The 17,437-nt window shown below is 35.5% G+C and carries 16 protein-coding genes; 4 read left to right on the top strand and 12 right to left on the bottom strand.

The window, feature by feature from the left end; genetic code table 11:
• Positions 1-43 precede the first annotated feature (43 nt).
• From MKY37_RS05080 to MKY37_RS05110, 7 genes are all read right to left on the bottom strand, one after another.
• Complete coding sequence (locus MKY37_RS05080) at positions 44-1,627, bottom strand: ABC transporter substrate-binding protein (protein WP_340774470.1); 1,584 nt, start codon at positions 1,625-1,627, stop codon at positions 44-46.
• Between the two features lie 12 nt (positions 1,628-1,639).
• The gene (locus MKY37_RS05085) at positions 1,640-2,449 is read right to left on the bottom strand and encodes an IclR family transcriptional regulator (protein ID WP_340774472.1); all 810 of its coding nucleotides are present in this window, start codon (positions 2,447-2,449) and stop codon (positions 1,640-1,642) included.
• Positions 2,446-3,444 (bottom strand): ABC transporter ATP-binding protein, encoded by a 999-nt coding sequence (locus tag MKY37_RS05090; RefSeq protein ID WP_445323018.1) that lies wholly within the window; start codon positions 3,442-3,444, stop codon positions 2,446-2,448. The genes MKY37_RS05085 and MKY37_RS05090 overlap by 4 nt, the downstream gene beginning before the upstream one ends.
• Positions 3,434-4,432, bottom strand: coding sequence for an ABC transporter ATP-binding protein (locus MKY37_RS05095; protein ID WP_340774474.1), 999 nt, complete (start codon positions 4,430-4,432; stop codon positions 3,434-3,436). Before MKY37_RS05095 ends, MKY37_RS05090 begins: the two co-directional genes overlap by 11 nt.
• Positions 4,433-4,829: 397 nt before the next feature.
• Positions 4,830-5,258 (bottom strand): VOC family protein, encoded by a 429-nt coding sequence (locus tag MKY37_RS05100; RefSeq protein WP_340774476.1) that lies wholly within the window; start codon positions 5,256-5,258, stop codon positions 4,830-4,832.
• Positions 5,259-5,351: 93 nt separating this feature from the next.
• A complete protein-coding gene (gene guaC, locus MKY37_RS05105; RefSeq protein WP_340774478.1) occupies positions 5,352-6,335 on the bottom strand; it encodes a GMP reductase in 984 nt (327 codons plus the stop codon).
• A gap of 118 nt (positions 6,336-6,453) precedes the next feature.
• Entirely contained in the window at positions 6,454-6,651 is a 198-nt protein-coding gene (locus MKY37_RS05110) for a hypothetical protein (protein ID WP_340774480.1), read from the bottom strand.
• A gap of 205 nt (positions 6,652-6,856) precedes the next feature.
• Here MKY37_RS05110 and MKY37_RS05115 point away from each other — a divergent pair, with 205 nt between their 5' ends.
• Positions 6,857-7,012: a hypothetical protein gene (locus MKY37_RS05115; RefSeq protein WP_340774482.1), complete on the top strand. Its 156-nt coding sequence runs from the start codon at positions 6,857-6,859 to the stop codon at positions 7,010-7,012.
• A 426-nt stretch (positions 7,013-7,438) separates the two neighbouring features.
• Positions 7,439-8,416, top strand: a complete 978-nt coding sequence (locus tag MKY37_RS05120) for a proline dehydrogenase family protein (protein WP_340774484.1) — start codon at positions 7,439-7,441, stop codon at positions 8,414-8,416.
• A gap of 535 nt (positions 8,417-8,951) precedes the next feature.
• Here the strand turns inward: MKY37_RS05120 and MKY37_RS05125 are convergent.
• From MKY37_RS05125 to MKY37_RS05135, 3 genes are read right to left on the bottom strand one after another with little or no spacing between them, the layout of a single operon-like run.
• Positions 8,952-10,019, bottom strand: a complete 1,068-nt coding sequence (locus tag MKY37_RS05125) for a PepSY domain-containing protein (RefSeq protein WP_340774488.1) — start codon at positions 10,017-10,019, stop codon at positions 8,952-8,954.
• A gap of 39 nt (positions 10,020-10,058) precedes the next feature.
• Positions 10,059-11,420, bottom strand: a complete 1,362-nt coding sequence (locus MKY37_RS05130) for a sensor histidine kinase (protein ID WP_340774491.1) — start codon at positions 11,418-11,420, stop codon at positions 10,059-10,061.
• A complete protein-coding gene (locus tag MKY37_RS05135; RefSeq protein WP_340774493.1) occupies positions 11,410-12,117 on the bottom strand; it encodes a response regulator transcription factor in 708 nt (235 codons plus the stop codon). The genes MKY37_RS05130 and MKY37_RS05135 overlap by 11 nt, the downstream gene beginning before the upstream one ends.
• Before the next feature lie 269 nt (positions 12,118-12,386).
• Here MKY37_RS05135 and MKY37_RS05140 point away from each other — a divergent pair, with 269 nt between their 5' ends.
• Entirely contained in the window at positions 12,387-12,986 is a 600-nt protein-coding gene (locus MKY37_RS05140) for a transposase (RefSeq protein ID WP_340774496.1), read from the top strand.
• A gap of 22 nt (positions 12,987-13,008) precedes the next feature.
• Here the strand turns inward: MKY37_RS05140 and MKY37_RS05145 are convergent, their stop codons facing one another.
• Both MKY37_RS05145 and MKY37_RS05150 read right to left on the bottom strand, forming a co-directional pair.
• Positions 13,009-13,806, bottom strand: coding sequence for a gamma-glutamyl-gamma-aminobutyrate hydrolase family protein (locus MKY37_RS05145; protein ID WP_340774498.1), 798 nt, complete (start codon positions 13,804-13,806; stop codon positions 13,009-13,011).
• 66 nt (positions 13,807-13,872) lie between these two features.
• Positions 13,873-14,949, bottom strand: a complete 1,077-nt coding sequence (locus MKY37_RS05150; protein ID WP_340774501.1) for a branched-chain amino acid aminotransferase — start codon at positions 14,947-14,949, stop codon at positions 13,873-13,875.
• Positions 14,950-15,184: 235 nt separating this feature from the next.
• Here MKY37_RS05150 and MKY37_RS05155 point away from each other — a divergent pair, with 235 nt between their 5' ends.
• Complete coding sequence (locus MKY37_RS05155; RefSeq protein WP_340774502.1) at positions 15,185-16,822, top strand: hypothetical protein; 1,638 nt, start codon at positions 15,185-15,187, stop codon at positions 16,820-16,822.
• The last annotated feature ends 615 nt before the right edge of the window (positions 16,823-17,437 follow it).

Below are 17,437 nucleotides of genomic sequence, written 5' to 3' on the forward strand. Positions count from 1 at the left end.
GGGATAGTATGAGATGTTCATACTATCCTCTTTAACATTACTTTTATTCAACCGTTACCTCTTCAAAGCGCATGCGGTCTTCATTAGGTGGTTGGAAATTTTTAAGACGTTTATTCACTGCATATAAATCTACTGCTTGATAAAGATTTACTTCGGGTGCTAGTTCATATAACACTTCTGTTAATTCAAGGAAAATTGCTTCACGCTTTTCTTGATCAACCGTTGCACGCTCAGCTGCTAATAATTCTTCTACTTTTTCATCTTTAAAGGATGGGTTCCATTGCTCCCCTTCGTGATACATCAAGTATGCAGTATTATCAAAGTCTAACGTCCAGCCACCCCATCCTTGGCGATACATATGACCTGCATCTCCTTTTGGAATAAGATCAGATGTTAAAGTTGTACTATCAACACTATTAATATTAAGTTTCAACCCAACTTCTTCTAAATAGAACGAAACTGCTTGGGCAATTTCTTTAAAGTTCCCATCTGTACCAGGGATGAATAAGTCTAGTGATGTTCCTTCTGCGACTCCTGCTTCTTTTAATAATTCTTTTGCTTTTTCAGGATCATATGGATAAGGTTTTAAATCTGGATTATTACCAAATGACAACTCACTTTGGTATGTACTAATCGGTTTTCCATATCCACCCAGTATTTCACTAATAATTTCTTCTTTATTAATAGCATAATTAAGTGCTTGACGTACTCTTACGTCCCCAAGAGGTTCTTTTGCTGTATCAAATCTTAAAGAGTATACAGTTGGTGTTCCTACTTCTTTAAGCTCTAAGAAATCCGTGCTTTTTACTGTTTCTGCTTGAGCTACTTCAACACGTTTCATTACATCGATTTTTCCAGTTTGCAATTCTGCCAAACGAGTAGAAGCTTCAGGGATTACTTTAAAAGTTATCCCATCTAATTTTGGAAGTCCTTCTTTCCAATAGTTTTCACTCTTTTCTAGGACAACCTCTTGATCTCGTTTATAGCCAGTCATTTTAAATGGACCTGTTCCTACTGGGTTATTATTAAAATGTTCGTCCCCGTTTTCTTCAATATATTTCGGTGGAACAATCACTGCACCGTAGCCAGAAAGTTTCGTTAATAACACTGGGTCTGCAGTACTCATATGCATTGTTATTGTGTATTCATCGTTTACTTCCACAGATTCTATTGAACTATAGTTAGAATATTGAGGACCTTTTTTTCCTTCATCACCTAATAGTCGATCGAAAGTATATTTAACCGCATCTGCATTAAATGGTTCACCATTGTGAAACTGAACTCCTTGACGAAGTGTGAAGACAATCGTTTTATCATCCTTGTATTCCCATTTTTCCGCTAATCCTGGGACTAGTTCTAGATCAAGTGTACGATCTACAAGCCCTTCAAATACTGAGCTTGCTACTGAACTCCAGTCTAATAAAAATGTATCAATTGGATCCCAACTTTGTGGATCACCAGATATTCCTACAACTATTTCATTTCCGCGACTTGCAGCTGGATTTTCCCCAGAAGAAGATTTTGTATCCCCCTCGGTAGATTTACTCCCACCATTTGAACATGCCGCTAAAATTAACATTAATACTGCCATTACAGCAATTAGCCTAGGTTGTAATGTTTTCTTCATTTCTTCATCCCCTTAATGTTTTTCAATATTTGAAAATCCATATGGATATGGATTCGTGTAACCTATTTTTTTGGAAATGGTTTCTGCCGTTTCCCAAAGAGGAACTAGGAAATCTTTCACCTTTTCTCTCGGTAAGGAAGTAGAAAACCCTGCGATACTTATAGAAAACTCAACTTCCTTTAATCGATTAAAAATTGGAGCAGCAATAGACACCGTTCCTTCTTCTAGTTCTGAATCACTGTAAGCGTAGCCAGTTTTTCTGGTTTCATGAATAAAAGACCACACGTCCTCTACTTTTTGTGGAGTTTGACTTGCATAAAAAGTCATTGGTCGCTTTAAAATATCGGCAATTTCTTCATCTGGCAAAAAAGATAATAAGATTCGTGTGCAAGCCCCTGCATATAGTGGAGCTCTTCTACCCGTTTTCGTATATAAACGGACAGGTCTTGTACTCTCCACTTTTTCAATATAAACACCTTCGTCCTTATCTCTTGAAACTAATTGGACTGCCTCATTAAATTTTGATTGCAATATTTTCATATAAGGTAGTGATATATTACGAATTTCCAAGTTACTCGAAACGATACTTCCCAAATACATAAGTTTAAGTCCTAAAGAGTAAGTATCCCCTTCTACTAATACCCCGTTTTTCTCTATTTCTGATCGTTGTAAAAGGCCATAGTCGACAAAAGTCTTCAGTAATCGATGGACGGTTGGTTTAGGTATTTGAGTGTACGCAGATATTTCATCTAAGCGCCAAAAAGGTTTTTCTTCTGTAAACAGGTCTAGTAATTGAAAACCTTTTTCTATTGTTTTACTCATAGATTCACCACATCTTTCGGTTGGTGTAAATGGCAGGATACAAAATGGTTATTTTCCGACTCTGATAGAACTGGCTTTACTGTTTTACAAACATCCATACAAGCAAAACATCTAGGATGAAAAGTACAACCCGACGGCGGATTGGCAGGACTAGGAACATCTCCCTTTAGAATAATCCTTTCCTTTTTTTGCAATGGATGCGAACTTGGAAGTGCTGATAGTAATGCAGTAGAGTATGGGTGGTTTGGATTATCATATAAATCATCTCTATCTGCAATTTCAACCATTTTCCCTAAATACATAACTCCTATTCTGTCACAGAAATGTTTGACAACACTTAAATCATGGGAGATGAAAATGTAAGTTAAACCAAATTCTTTTTGTAAATCCCTCATTAAATTTAATACTTGAGATTGAATGGATACATCTAATGCTGAGACAGGTTCATCTGCGATAATAAGCTTAGGCTTAGATACCAATGCTCTAGCAATGCCAATCCTTTGTCTTTGTCCACCCGAAAATTCATGAGGAAGACGTTTCAGTTGCCTAATCGTTAGCCCCACTTGATCGGCTACCTCTAATACTCTTCTTTCTCTTTCTTCCTTATTAGTAATTCCAAAGTTAATAAGTGGTTCCTCAATTATGTCAAAAACTCTCATTCGAGGGTTCAAAGAAGCGAATGGGTCTTGAAAAACAATCTGTATATCTTTTCTCATTAACCTCATTTTGTTTTGATCAAGTGAAGCAAGGTCTGTCCCTTCAAAAAAGACAGATCCCCCAGTCGGCTCTAACAATCTTAAAATCGTTCGACCGACTGTACTTTTTCCACATCCTGATTCTCCAACGATTCCAAAAGTTTCTCCGCGTCTTACTACAAATGAAATATCATCAACGGCTTTTACTTGCTGAAGTGTTTTTTTACCAAATACCCCACCTTTAATGGGAAAATACTTCTTTAAATTCTCCACTTTTAATATTGCATCTTCAATGTTCATTATTAATCACCTCAGCTGTCGTTTCCGAATCATACAACCAACATTGAACACGGGTATTATCTACCGTTGTAAAAAGTGGTGGCTGCGTTGAACATCTGTCATGTGCTTTACTACATCTTGGTGCAAAGCGACATCCTGATGGCATACTTCCTGGAGCCGGTACAACTCCTGGTATAGAAGATAAATATTCCTTTTGTACTGCAACATCTGGTAGCGATTCCATTAGTCCTTTTGTATAAGGATGTTTAGGTGAATCAAATAAGTTCACAACATCTGCTTCTTCAACTATTTCACCGGCATACATCACTATTACTCGGTCACACATTTCGGAAACTACCCCCAAATCATGTGTGATCAATACAATAGACATATGTAATTTATCTTGTAAGCCTTTCATTAATTCTAAAATTTGCGCTTGAATCGTAACATCTAGTGCTGTAGTCGGTTCGTCTGCGATTAGTATTTCCGGATTGCATGCTAAAGCGATGGCAATCATAATACGCTGCCTCATTCCTCCGGATAGCTGATGCGGATACTCATTTATTACTTGCTCCGGTCTAGGTATTCCAACTAGCTTTAACATTTCTATAGCACGAGTTTTAGCTTCCTTTTTTGAAATAGACTCATGACTCAAAATCATTTCTACAATTTGTCTACCTATTGTATATACCGGATTCAAAGAACTCATTGGTTCTTGGAATATCATCGATATCTTTTTCCCACGAACCTTTCTCCAATCTTTGTTTTTAAATTGCTTAAAGTGTAGATCCCCTACTTGGACATCCCCATTTTGCCACTCGACTCCTGGAGGAAGTAATCCCATTAAAGAAAGTGATGTCATACTTTTACCACACCCTGATTCTCCGACAATTCCCAAAGTTTCGGCTTTTTTTAGCCGAAAGCTGATGCCGTTTACAATCGCAATATCTTCATCATTATCCTTTATCCCGACTTGAAGATTCTCTACATTCATAACTTCCGAAATCATTTAGTCACCCCTCATCGTTTCAATATATGGAACGGCATTTCATTTCTTAATTATTTTAATTGTAAACAACTTTCTAACTAATTACAATATTTTTTCTTTTACAATAACTCTTATGAATAAAAAAAATCCAACGAGAGTGTTACTCGTTGGATTTCTTATCATCTATAATTTTCTTGAAACCATTCACACTTCACCATTGCATCTCCGACTTTTCTTTATGACTAAGTATCTTCTTCAAACTACTACTCGCTTACGGATACATACTAGCAATTTATGATAAGCTATTCGCAATATTATTGAGCGCACAATATTTCTGCTTCTCGAAAGGTTTGAAGTCATTCTCTCAATATTAAGGGCTGACCACACGTTACCTAGTTGGAAAAACTATTCCTTAATATTATTGTGGCATTTGATCGGTTTCGTGGCTAAATTGCCATTCGATACCGAATTTGTCTCTTAATGATCCGTAACATTTACTCCAAAACGTTTCTTGGAGATCCATGCTTACTTTACCGCCCTCTTTTAGTGCATTAAATGCGGATTTAACCACTTCTTCTTCTTTACTTACAAAAGCTAAACTGATATTATTTCCTGCTATAAACGGAGATCCTGGAAATGTATCAGAGAACATTACATTGCTACCATTAATATTTAAGCGAGTGTGTAGAACTAAATCTTTTGCTTCGTCAGGCAATACATAATCCGGGTTTTGTGGCGATTCACCAAATGTCATAATTTCTGGTTTTTCTGTCTTAAATACTTCCGCATAAAATTCCGCAGCTTCTCGACAATTCCCGTTAAAAGTAAGGTATACATCTATAGCCATTTAGAACACTCCTCTTTTTAAAATAATGTTATTATTCAAATGTTAAATAACACCTTTATTGTAGCATTTGGGAGTCCTAAATAACACAAATATTTAGTAAACTTTATCTCCGTTGAAAATAGAGTTTTTTACAATTACATAATCTACATTACGAATCGATTCTAATTTATTTCCACCTGAATAAGAAATAGAGGACTGTAAATCTTGTTCCATTTCTCTCAAAGTATCTTCTAGTGGTCCTTTATATTCCACAAACATTTTTTTACCTTCAACGTTTTTCTTTTCACCTTTTTGGAATTCAGATGCTGACCCAAAATATTCTTTATATTGTTTACCATCCTTCTCGACTGTAACACCAGGAGATTCTTCATGTCCTGCAAATAGAGATCCAATCATAACCATGGAAGCCCCGAAGCGAACGGACTTCGCAATATCACCATGTGTACGGATTCCACCGTCTGCAATTATAGGCTTACTAGCTGCTTTTGCACACCAGCGTAGTGCCGCAAGTTGCCATCCACCAGTTCCAAATCCTGTTTTAATCTTCGTGATACACACTTTCCCTGGTCCGATACCAACTTTTGTTGCATCCGCTCCAGCATTTTCTAGCTCTCTCACTGCTTCTGGAGTACCTACGTTACCAGCGATGACAAAGCTCTCCGGTAAATGTTTTTTAAGGTGTTTAATCATATCAATTACTGCATTAGAATGACCATGTGCAATATCTATTGTAATGAATTCAGGTACAAGGTTCTCTTCCGCCAACTGCTCTACAAAAGCGTACTCTTCCTCTTTGACACCCACGCTAATAGAGGCAATTAAGCCACGTGACTGCATACTCTTGATAAACGCAATACGTTTTTGTGGTTCAAAGCGGTGCATAATATAAAAATAACCATTTTCAGCTAAATAATTTGCAATATTTTCATCTATAATTGTCTGCATATTAGCAGGGACTACTGGCAATTTAAATGTATGTCCCCCAAGTTTGACTGTAGTATCACATTCCGATCTACTATTAACCACACATTTTGCCGGAATTAATTGAATATCTTCATAATCGAATACATTTTCCATCATTAACACTCCCAAATACGAATATTTATTATCAAATGAACTGAAATGTTCGTCCATTTGGTAATTTACATCATATTTAGTAGTATGTCAATCTATATGATACTCATGCGCGAATATTTTAGTGAATCGTTTTCCGTTTGTTTATCTCTACATGCATTTCAAGTATTTTTATCCGGTCACTTAACTCTAAAACTGCTTGCATAATTTGATGCTGATCTGCCTTTGACATATGTGTATGACGTTCTACCTGGTCAACTGTTTCTTCTACTTTTTGTATACTCCGATTCATTATTTGAACTAGATATTCAACAGTCATAGCTTACCTACTCCTTTCATTTCCTTTATTGTATCCACTTATCAAGTTAATTCAATTGTCGGAATTCATCATTAAATAAGACTATGGCATTTCTACGACCTTTTCGATATAAGATTTTATTTTTACAGCGATTTTGCTATTTAAAATAATTTTTTAATGTTTCATGTCATATTTTATTTTTGAATAATATAATAATAGAAAGGGTATGAGGAGGAAATTTTCTATTAAACCAAATCCAGTTGAACCAGAAGAAATGGCTTATAGAAATGACCCAGATATACAAGCTTCCCTTCATATGATTTCGGAGGGAGCACCTGTTTCACCAATGGATATGGAGAAAGAGGAGTCCGGTCCGCAATAATTCCCCCTACTTTTGTAGGGCTTTTTTATTTGTTTTAAAAGCTGAGACATATTAAGTTAAATGATATTGTGAACTAAAGGATAAAAAATGAAAATCCATGGTTTTTGTATACTTTACGAGGAGGATATCATTTCCCCGGAAATATGGAAGATGACCGTTTTAGAAGTACCGAATGGTATAGATTTGGTTTCTAGCCGAATATGAAAGTAATTTAATGTTATATGTTGGGTACAATAGTATTTTAAGAAGAAGACTAGTTCTAACGTATCTACTTTAGTGTTTCACATGTTAGAATACAAAATGTTACAATTGAAACCTTTCACTTGATACAATATGACAAAACAGAAGTCTTCTGTTACAGGGTTATATATTATGTAGAAATTTATGATATAATTTAGGCATCCAAACAGAGATAGGAGCATTACAATGTTAAAAGATATTTTTATGGCTTTGTCGGAGAATCAAGTACTAAATGGTGCGGCAAAAAGATATGGTTTAAAAATGGGTGCACAGCATGTTGTTGCTGGAACAAACATTGAGGAAACAATTGAAAGTATTAAAAAGCTCAACGCAATGGGTATCTCTTGTACAGTAGATAATTTAGGTGAATTTGTTTTCGAAAAAGAAGAAGCATTAGCTGCCAAAGCACAAATTATCGCAGTAATCGAAGCAATCGAGGAACATCAAGTAGATGCACATATATCTTTAAAACCATCACAGCTTGGTTTAGATATTGACTATGAGTTCGCTTTAAATAACTTAAAAGAAATTGTAGAAATCGCACATAAATATGGTACATTCATCAATATTGACATGGAATCCAACAAGCATTTACAACCATCTTTTGATATTTTGGACGAGCTTTCAAAAGAATATGATAACGTTGGAACTGTTATTCAAGCATACTTCTATCGTGCAGTTGAAGATATTCAAAAGTACAAGAACTTCCGTCTACGTATCGTAAAAGGGGCTTATAAGGAGCCTGTTGAATATGCTTACCAGACAAAGGAAGAAATTGACAAAAACTATGTCGAGTTAATAGAATGGCATTTATTAAATGGTAAATTCACTTCTATCGCTACACATGATCATAATGTGATTAACCATATTAAACAGTTCATCAAAGACAATAATATTCCTTATGATAAATTTGAATTCCAAATGTTATACGGTTTCCGCACAGAAATGCAGCTTCAGCTTGCAAAAGAAGGCTATAACTTCTGCACGTATGTTCCATTTGGTCAAGACTGGTATGGCTATTTCATGCGTCGCCTAGCAGAGCGTCCAGCCAATATGAACTTAGTTGTAAAACAAGTTTTCAATAAAAACACGAATACAATGATCGGTCTTGCTGCTGGTGCATTTGCACTTGGTCGTTTAACAAAACGGAACAAACGTAAATAATCACTAAGGAAAACCGGGCAAAAAAAGCCTAGTCCTTTAAGTTTCGAAACCTGTTTCTATCGTTTTCCAAGTGCTTTGAACAGACTTGTTGCTATACTTATTACTGATTGTTCTTTGGAGATGCTGGTCGTGACTGATGTCACGACTAGCATCTCTTTTTTCGGTAATTTTATGGCGTTCGTCTGTTTGCCGCCCTTCTACTACTTTTAGGATCAGGTTAGTGCATTTATGGATAACTAGAGACCTATCTATTAAAAAAACGCACTCTCCTAAATGGAAAGTGCGATTTTTTATGCTAAATATTATTAGTACAAGTTATGAATCCAAATTATAAAAACCTCACTCTACGGGGAATGTATAGAGTAAGGTTTATTCATTTACGTGACTATTTAGATAGTAATACGAAATTTAAGGTTGGTTGCCCTAATATAGTTCCCCTGTTTACTATTCTTTTGCAATATTCATTTGTTATTTCTATCATATAGAAAGTAAATGAGAATTTCTGGAGAGTTAAATTAGAATTTGATGAGAGTATTTACTCCCAAGTAATCGATAGTACTTTTCCGGATATCGCATGTACTTGCACAGTTGCTTTTGTTTTCTTCTCTTTTGATGATTCTATTCCCAGAACAACTAGGTAATAGCCACCTTCATCTGTTCGAATAAAGGTATTACTTTCCAATACTCCTTTTTGAGATGCAAGCGCTAGCTTAATAGCCTCTTCCGCAGTAATAAGAACAGTGGCGTTTTTCTCTGCATCCTCTTTCTTTTCCTCTGATTTAATTGAGCTAGTCTCTTTGGAGGATTGCGATTCTTCAGATTTAGGAACTTCAGCTGTTTCTGTTTTGGGCGAATCTGCTATTGCTGTTTCTGACTTTAAAACTTCTATCTTCTCAGGTTCTATCTTAATTGGATCGGATTCAATTGCTGCTTTAGAAACTTCTGCTTTTGCTATTTCTTCTTTTTTTACTTCTTCTACTTTTTTCTTTTCTTTAATAGCCGTTTCTGTTTTGTTTTCTTCTTTATTTAACACGTCTTTGAAAGAATCTTTATTGACTTTTTTAGTAGGTTTCTCTTCTACTTTTTCCTCTTTTTTAGAAGAGGTATCTTTCTTTGTTTTAATTTCCGTGTCTTTTGGATTTTCAACAACTTTTACTTTCTCGGAGGATTCTTTTGGTTTTTCTGCGACAACCAATTTAGAAGCTCCACTAGAGGGAATTACTTTATTTTTCACTTTTTCATCTGTGGACGGATTTTTTGTTGGACTATTATCTACTATCTCATTGGTTATTTCTTTACTTGTAAATGGGACTTCTTGTATGAGGAACTCATCTGTGTGTTCTAACGAATTAACATCACCAGTGGCGGCATTCATTTCCACCAAATACACTTGTCCACTCTTCGCGATAATTGCCTCGTAGACATCTTCATTTTTTTTCACTTCTGCTACTTCTGCATCATACATTTGCTCAAGTTGGGAGCGGACGTTGTTTTCTGTTATAGGTATATGATTATCGTCAATGATATTGGCTGTAAATATTACTATTATACCGAATGTTGCAATACCTACGAATACAAAATTGTTCTTTTTTGCAAACCTCATTCACGCATCCCCCCTCCAATTCATCTTAAGTGACGAACATTAAAAATCGATGAGAATTTGATTAGAAGGAAGAAAAATATGGATGGTTGTACCAAATCCTACCGTACTTTCAATTGTTATTTTGGCTGAAAGTCGATCTGCAATATCTTTTGCAATAGCCATCCCAAGTCCAGTGCCTCCCGTTTTGCGGTTTCGAGCTTCGTCCACACGATAAAAACGATCAAAAATGCGATCCAAGTCTTTTTTGGGGATACCATCACCATAATCCACGATCGAGATAGTTGTTCCTTCCTCATTTTCTGAGATAGTTGTCTTGATTTCTTTTTCGCTATATTTTCGTGCGTTATCTAAAATGATAAAAAGCAACTGTCTCAATTGCTCTGTATCAGTATTCACATAAAAAGGACCCTCACCTTTTAATAAGAACTTCCGATCGTAAGCAATTCGCATTGATCGTAATGTTTCTTCGATTAATGTTTGCACTTCAACCATTTCATAACGATGTTTTTGTTTTCCGTTACTATTTGCTAGAACTAGCATTTGAGACACCATTTCTTTCATTCTGCTCGTTTCATTAATGATGGCACGTACTGATTCTTCCGCAATTTCGATATCACTAAATCCATGCCGAGATAGGAGTTTTGCGTAGCTTTCTATAACAGTTAATGGAGTTTTTAATTCGTGCGAAGCATTAGATACGAACTGCTCCTGTTTTTTATAATTTTGCTCTAGCTGTTCCATCATTTCATTAAAAGCTATACCCATTTGAGCCATTTCGTCTTTCCTATTCGGTCGAACTGCTATCTTTTCATATTTTCCAGAAATTCTACTATGAGACATAGTATTTATTAATTTATTGATCGGTTTTGTAATAATTTTCCCTAATGTTATACTTGAAGCGGTCATTAATAACATTCCAGTTATCGTGACGCCAACTAAAATAAGACGAAGGAAATCTAAATTATTTCCTACATCTAATAATTGTTTCATCATCTGTACTTCTACTACTTCCCCGTTAGACCAAATAACAGGTTTATTTATCGTTAAAACAGGTGTACCCTCAAGCGTCCCTACAGAGTACGGTTCACCCACATCAAAATGAGGTTGGTAGGACGTCATTTCTTCCATTGTTTGAACAACTAATTGTAACTCTCCTTTACTATCTAAGACCCTTATTCCTCCACTAGGCGGTAAATATGTGCGTAAGATTGTGGCAGGATCATCTTCTTTTTGCATCTTACTTAATGCTCCAATCATCTCATCGACATCCGAGTTAAGCTGAGTGTATTCCGTATCAAAGGCCATTTCTTCAAATAAAAAATATACACCTATATTCATTAACCCCATAATTATAAGCGTTAATAAGGTAGAAAATAGATGTATTTTCGTTTTAAGATTCATTCTTTTGCTCCTTCAACACATATCCGACACCGCGTACCGTTTGTATAAGAGATGATTGCTGGTTTTCTTCTAACTTTTTGCGAACATAACGTATATAAACATCTACAACATTCGTATCCCCATAATAATCGAACCCCCATACAGCATCTAAGAGCTGCTCTCGTGTCAACACTTGGTTAGGGTGCTTCATCATATATAACAATAAATCATATTCTCGAGGTGTCAGATTAATAGACACTCCAGCATTAGTAATTTCACGTGTTTGCTCGTTCAATAAAAGCGACTCAAACATATGTACATTTTCGTCATGAACAGGCACTGTTGTGGGTGATTTAGCAAAACGAATTGCCGAACGTACGCGAGCTAGTAATTCCTCAATTTCAAAGGGTTTAGTTATATAATCATTCGCGCCAAGATCCAAACCAGTTACTTTATCTTCTGTATTATTTTTTGCCGTTAACAAAATTACAGGTGTTTCATCCTCCGTAGCACGAATCCTTCTTAATACATCCAACCCATTTAAACCAGGAAGCATTAAGTCAAGTAAAACTAAATCCCATTTTTGCTCTCTATATTTGATCAAACCATCTATTCCTGTATATGCAATATCTACAGCGTATCCCTCGAACTCTAGTTCTAACTGAAGAACACGAGCAATATTTTTTTCATCTTCTACAATTAACACCTTGTCCTTCATGGAAACACTCCTTTTTCCCTATTTTATCATACAATAGAGCAGTTTCTAAATAAGAGTTTAATAGGAAAAAACTTATCCAACTCTGTAATATAGTTAAAAATACTTTCGAATAAAATTTTATTTTGAAAGCAATTATCGAGGCAAAGCTAAATTTCGAAAGAGTTTTTGAATTAGGAATGGAATTGTTGTTTATAATAATGAATTGTGACAATTGTTGTTTACACTATTTTAATATATGGTGTTGTCAATAACGAGGAGGCGAAGTTCCTATGGGAAATATCCGAAAGGTTTGGCAACCCGAAATTTTTTATCATATTACGATGCGCGGTAATAACAAACAACGTATTTTTATAAATAAAGGAGATTTCAAGTTCTTTACTCATACCCTTGGGCAAGCAAATTCAATTTACTCGTTTACGATTATTGCTTATAGTTTAGTGAACAATCACTATCATTTACTTATACGTTCTCCTCGAGCGCCGCTTTCTGAAGTGTTGATTTTTATCAATCAACAATACTCCAATTACTTTAAGCGTAAGTATAAATTCGTTGACCAATTATATGAAACTAGATATTACACTAATATGATTTCTGATCCGAAGGAGTTATTAAAAGTGAGCAAGTATATACATCAAAATCATCTTTATACACAACGAACGATTTTAGGGAAATTAGAGAGTTACCCGTATAGCTCTTATCCATTTTATGCGGATGAAAAAAAGTGTAAACCTTCATATATAAATACAAATTTATTACCTTCTTTGATCAAAAAATATCCTGAATTAAAGATGGAAAGTTACAATATGTACTGCGAGAATATTCTATTAGAAGTAGAAAAAACCTTCCATCGTCAATATAGTTTGACATAGGAAGGATTTCTTCAATCAATCATTATGCTATTGTCTCTGCAGATGGGAGTAGTTCGATAGCCACACCAGTCATTTTACTTGCCTCTATAAGAGCATTAAAAATCGGACGTACAGTATCCACTTGTGCTTCCATCATTTCGGGGTGCCATTGAACTGCTACAACAAATCGGTTTGGCTCTTCCCATTCCATTCCTTCTATAATTCCATCAGGAGCAATCATCGTCGCTTTAAAACCTTTACCTAGCTCTTTTACTGCTTGGTGATGGAAACTATTTACTCTCAGCTCCTCACCTTGAAAAATATCATATAATATAGAGCTAATTTCAATTCGAACTGGATGAAATCCATGATGTCTAATTGATTTCGGTACGGAGTGGTTGATCCCGTCTGGTTTTTGGGATGCTAAATCCTGATAAAGTTTGCCTCCTGTTGCTACCGTGAGTAACTGCATTCCACGGCAAATGCCAAGTACCGGAATAGTCATTTCCGATAAAACCTTTCTAGCTAGCCTAACTTCATGTACATCCCTTTTTGGCTCAATAGCTCCTAAGCCAAACTTCGGATATTCTTCATAGAAATAGGGATCTATATCAGAGCCTCCAGAAAATAATATCCCGTCCAACTTTTGAAGTAGTGGAGTCAAAGTCTCTATATCTTCTGTGATAGGCAAAATAACTGGAACTCCTCCAGCTCTTTCAATAGCTACTATATAATCATCTGCCAGCAACTGCCATTCCTGATTTTTTGCACCGATACCTGCTGAAATTCCAACTGCGTCGTCCGATAAATAGTTAGCGCATATACCAATTAGTGGTTTCATCGTTATTCTCCGTTCTGTCTTAACAAAATGATCGCCTCTCAGTGACGAGAAGCGACTAGTAAAACATTATTTTTCTAACTCCACAACCCAGCCAAATGGATCTTCGATAATGCCACGTTGAATTCCAGTTAATGTATCATATAATTTTTGAGAAAGTTCTCCTGTTTCTCCGTTATTAACGTAGAATAACTCACCCTTCCAGCGTAATTCTCCGATTGGTGAAATAACAGCGGCAGTACCAGTTCCAAAAGCTTCGTCCAGTTTACCTTTCAAGTAAGCTTCACGAATTTCTTCCATTGAAACTTTACGTTCTGTTACTGGAACACCCCAGTACTTTAATAATTCAATGATAGATTTTCTCGTAATACCATCTAAAATACTACCATTCAAAGCTGGAGTAACTACTTCCCCATCAATTTTGAAAAACACATTCATGCTTCCTACTTCTTCAATATATTTTCTCTCAAGTCCATCTAACCACAGAACCTGCGCGTATCCTTCACGATCCGCTACTTCCTGCGCTTTTAGGCTAGAGGCATAGTTTCCTGCAGTTTTAGCAGTTCCCGTACCACCAGCAACTGCCCGAACATATTCACTTTCCACTAATATTTTCACTGGATGAATACCTTCTTTGTAATAAGATCCAACCGGCGACATGATAATGATGAAGCTATACGTTTTAGAAGCTGATACTCCAAGATGTGCTTCTGTTGCAATCATAAAAGGTCTGATATAAAGAGATGTTCCAGGCTCTTTAGGTACCCATTCTTTGTCTATTTCAATTAATTGTTTTAAAGCATCAATAGCTAGTTCTTCTTCTATTTGTGGCATGCTTATGCGATCAGCTGAAATATTCATGCGTTTCATATTTTGTTCTGGACGGAACAAGCGAACGATTCCATCCTCCGATAGATAAGCTTTCATTCCCTCAAAAACCGTTTGACCATAATGTAATATAGATGCAGACGGATCTAAAGTAAGTGGCTGATAAGGGACGATACGATGATCATGCCAACCTGTACCTTCTGTATAATCGGCGATAAACATATGATCTGTAAATTTAGTTCCAAAAACTAGTTGGTCTGCTGGTGTTTTCTCGTTCTTCAGTTCGTTTTCAGTAAATTGAATTTTTAGATTATTCATAATGTGTTTCCCCTATCAATTAAATTAGTAAATTGCAACAATTTTAAGTGTGCAATATATTATATGCAATTATACTACTTTTACGAAATTTAGAAATAGCTTTTTAAAATTATTTTCAAAAAATTTTATACAATTTCTTATTTTTACTACAAAATTTCCAATTCTTATAACAAACATAGATTTTTAGTCGATATACTGTCTAGGACTATTTATAAAATTATGAGGAGGAGAAAATTTGTTCAAGAAGTTATTATTTATTCCAATTCTGTTTCTGTGCACTTTACTTTTTTTACCATCCGAAACATTTGGAGCAACACTTATTAAAGGAAACTTTGAAAATGTAACTTTTGAGACTGTTGAGCAAAGTGATGGCTCATATCAAAAAAATCTCAAGTCAATTACCATTAAAAATAATAAAAATAAAAAATTGACACTTAAAATCGATAAGTATACAAGACTTTCAGTAAATTCTCTTCCAACTTCTATTGATGCTTTTAAAATAGGCATGGAACTTGAAGCAGACGTTAACTTAGGCAAGGTAGTAGAACTTCGTGGTACATCCTATGTATCTCAAGAAAATACAGATGCAATAGGCAAATCATTTTCTGGAACGATAAATAGAATTGACAAAAAAGGAACCTTTCTTTCCGTTAGATTAGATAGCGGAATCTCTAAAACTTACTATATAAATGATGACACAGAGTTTTATAAAGATACAAAAATATCCGATCTTAGTGTTTTGTATGAAGGCGATCGTATAAAATTAAAGTTAGACGAATATGACTCTAGAATAATTACATCAGTAGATATAAACACTCAAGGAGAGGTTATAGAAAATCTGTATAAAGGAAAAATACAGAAAATTGATCCTATCCAAAACAAATTAATCGTAAATGATGAACAAATTTTTCGTGATTGGAAGTGGCAATCACAAATTTCGATAGATAATTCAACGAAAACTTTCACCGATAAAACTCCGATATATGTAGGAAACAAGCAAATTAAACAGGATCAATTACGATATTATACATACGATGAAGTTTACTATGTTACTGCAAAGCAATTCGGAAAAGAAGTAATACAAAAGATGGTTATTAAACGAGATAATGAACGCACATATTATGAACCTATGACTTCTATTAACACATCTATCAAAAAAATAGGTTTAAGAAATATAGGTCTATTACCTTATCATGACGGTTCTATTCTTATCCGAAATGGAAGATTAGTTGATTCGTATAGTCTACAGTCAAGTGGAACTGCTTTTGTTGTGACTGACGGACCGAGCACTAGCAAATATGCAAATGTTATTCATATTACTAACGATGGGTTTATGAGTCCTAATCTTGCAGATCACACCGTTTATTTCGGAAAAATTGGTTACACTGGAACCTACAATTTAACTATTATCAATGCAAAAAAATTATCTAATAATTATTGGTCAAATGCTGCAACACCAACGCTTAACTTTAGTGACGACACTAATGTAGTGGAAGACTTTAGACGTTCCACACTAAAAGTAGTTCCTAGGAATGAAATGGATGAGAGAATCGGGAAATATGGATACTTTTACGTAAAAAACAATCAAATTATTGCTAGCCATATCGTAGGAAGCTCATCACCTATTTCCAATTTAGTGTCGGTAGGTCGTTTAGAAAACACAATAGGTGGGACAACTATTCGTGTCCAAAACGTTAGTCAGTGGCAAAATGGCATATGGAAAGAAGCAGGTAAAATATACAATATGAATATAGAACAAGCAACTATTATTAAAGAGGGAAAAGTAATTTCTATTAATGACTTAAAGCCTAATGATAGATTGTTTATAATTCATGAATCGATTATTAAAGGTCGACTAATTTTTGTAGATTAATAAGAAAAACCAGGCAAAGAGACGCCCGGTCCTTTAAGAACTGATACGTAGATATGCCATTGATTTCCGCTACGAGCGGACGCTTTCCGTGGGCACGGCTTCAGCCGCTTCCCTCCCTTACGCTCAGTCCAGGGTCTTCAGCTCGCGCTGTTCCCACTGGAGTCGCCGCTCTGCACTCCAATCAACTAGTTCCACTTTTTATAAACGAATACTTGGATATAAAACCACCAAAATATACGTGTTTTATCTTCAAATAAGTAAAGATGAGATGGACTCAGATAAAAGAATATCTACTTTCTTCTTTCATTATAAAGTAGTATTCCTAACTGGATGGACGGTTTTATCCCTCTATAAACTTTTACTACTATTATCATCTAAGCGATAAGCTTTGCTAAATCTCAGAGTGGAGAACTACACTATATGTTGATTGGAGTGAAATGTGGCTACTCCAGCGGGATAAGCGAGAAAGTCGAGACCCCACAGGGAAGAAGCGTGCGCCTGAATGAGGAGGCTCGGCCTCGTCGCGGAAAGCGTCCACATGTAACGGAAATCAGTAGTATTATTCATTCTTAAAAGTTCCATAAAACCAGTGTTCATGCAGCTTTTTTTGTACTT

This window comes from Psychrobacillus sp. FSL K6-2836 (assembly GCF_038003085.1).
Taxonomy (GTDB): domain Bacteria; phylum Bacillota; class Bacilli; order Bacillales_A; family Planococcaceae; genus Psychrobacillus.

Excerpts from the sequence above, each read along its gene's own strand:
- MKY37_RS05080 (WP_340774470.1), bottom strand. The coding sequence starts at position 1,627 with ATGAAGAAAACATTACAACCTAGGCTAATTGCTGTAATGGCAGTATTA.
- MKY37_RS05085 (WP_340774472.1), bottom strand. The coding sequence starts at position 2,449 with ATGAGTAAAACAATAGAAAAAGGTTTTCAATTACTAGACCTGTTTACA.
- MKY37_RS05090 (WP_445323018.1), bottom strand. The coding sequence starts at position 3,444 with ATGAACATTGAAGATGCAATATTAAAAGTGGAGAATTTAAAGAAGTAT.
- MKY37_RS05095 (WP_340774474.1), bottom strand. The coding sequence starts at position 4,432 with ATGATTTCGGAAGTTATGAATGTAGAGAATCTTCAAGTCGGGATAAAG.
- MKY37_RS05100 (WP_340774476.1), bottom strand. The coding sequence starts at position 5,258 with ATGGCTATAGATGTATACCTTACTTTTAACGGGAATTGTCGAGAAGCT.
- guaC (WP_340774478.1), bottom strand. The coding sequence starts at position 6,335 with ATGGAAAATGTATTCGATTATGAAGATATTCAATTAATTCCGGCAAAA.
- MKY37_RS05110 (WP_340774480.1), bottom strand. The coding sequence starts at position 6,651 with ATGACTGTTGAATATCTAGTTCAAATAATGAATCGGAGTATACAAAAA.
- MKY37_RS05115 (WP_340774482.1), top strand. The coding sequence starts at position 6,857 with ATGAGGAGGAAATTTTCTATTAAACCAAATCCAGTTGAACCAGAAGAA.
- MKY37_RS05120 (WP_340774484.1), top strand. The coding sequence starts at position 7,439 with ATGTTAAAAGATATTTTTATGGCTTTGTCGGAGAATCAAGTACTAAAT.
- MKY37_RS05125 (WP_340774488.1), bottom strand. The coding sequence starts at position 10,019 with ATGAGGTTTGCAAAAAAGAACAATTTTGTATTCGTAGGTATTGCAACA.
- MKY37_RS05130 (WP_340774491.1), bottom strand. The coding sequence starts at position 11,420 with ATGAATCTTAAAACGAAAATACATCTATTTTCTACCTTATTAACGCTT.
- MKY37_RS05135 (WP_340774493.1), bottom strand. The coding sequence starts at position 12,117 with ATGAAGGACAAGGTGTTAATTGTAGAAGATGAAAAAAATATTGCTCGT.
- MKY37_RS05140 (WP_340774496.1), top strand. The coding sequence starts at position 12,387 with ATGGGAAATATCCGAAAGGTTTGGCAACCCGAAATTTTTTATCATATT.
- MKY37_RS05145 (WP_340774498.1), bottom strand. The coding sequence starts at position 13,806 with ATGAAACCACTAATTGGTATATGCGCTAACTATTTATCGGACGACGCA.
- MKY37_RS05150 (WP_340774501.1), bottom strand. The coding sequence starts at position 14,949 with ATGAATAATCTAAAAATTCAATTTACTGAAAACGAACTGAAGAACGAG.